General features: G+C 68.3%; 1 protein-coding gene. It reads left to right on the top strand.

The window, feature by feature from the left end; translation table 11 throughout:
• Positions 1–56: 56 nt before the first annotated feature.
• Positions 57–977, top strand: a 921-nt coding sequence (gene tal, locus CCN35_RS13680) for a transaldolase (RefSeq protein WP_086792830.1), incomplete at its 3' end; no start/stop codon positions are given.

Below are 977 nucleotides of genomic sequence, written 5' to 3'. Positions count from 1 at the left end.
CCTCGCCGCCGCTCAGCGCTGACGCTCACACACGACACGTAGGAGATGCATTTTCCATGACAGACGCACTCAAGCGCCTCTCCGACGAAGGCGTCGCGATCTGGCTGGACGACCTGTCGCGCAAGCGGATCACGTCCGGCAATCTCGCCGAGCTGATCGACCAGCAGCACGTCGTGGGCGTCACCACCAACCCGACGATCTTCCAGAAGGCGATCTCGCAGGGTGACGGGTACGAGCAGCAGCTCTCCGATCTGGCCTCCCGCAAGGTCACCGTCGACGAGGCCATCCGCATGATCACCACGGCGGACGTCCGGGACGCCGCCGACATCCTGCGCCCCGTCTTCGACGCCACCGACGGCCAGGACGGCCGGGTCTCCATCGAGGTCGATCCGCGGCTGGCGCACAACACCCGGGCGACGGTCGCCGAGGCCCGCCAGCTGGCCTGGCTGGTCGACCGTCCCAACACCCTCATCAAGATCCCGGCCACCAAGGCGGGTCTGCCGGCGATCACCGAGACCATCGCCAACGGCATCAGCGTCAATGTCACGCTGATCTTCTCCATCGAGCGCTACCGCGCGGTCATGGACGCCTACCTCAGCGGTCTGGAGCAGGCGCGCGCGAGGGGCCTGGACCTGTCGAAGATCCACTCGGTGGCGTCGTTCTTCGTCTCCCGTGTGGACACCGAGATCGACCGGCGCCTCGACGCGCTCGGCACCGACGAGGCCAGGGCGCTGCGCGGCAAGGCGGGCGTGGCCAACGCGCGTCTGGCCTACCAGGCGTACGAGGAGGTCTTCGCCTCCGACCGGTGGAGCGCGCTGGAGCGGGAGGGCGCGAACCGGCAGCGTCCGCTGTGGGCGTCGACCGGGGTGAAGGACAAGGCGTACAAGGACACCATGTACGTCGAGGAGCTGGTGGCGCCGAACACGGTGAACACCATGCCCGAGGCCACGCTGATGGCCACCGAGGAGCACGGCGAG

The sequence above is a fragment of the Streptomyces thermovulgaris genome, from assembly GCF_002155915.1.
In the GTDB taxonomy this organism is placed as follows: domain Bacteria; phylum Actinomycetota; class Actinomycetes; order Streptomycetales; family Streptomycetaceae; genus Streptomyces; species Streptomyces thermovulgaris.
The sequence above is the reverse complement of the archived record's forward strand: the minus strand, read 5'-3'. Positions and strand labels throughout refer to the sequence as shown.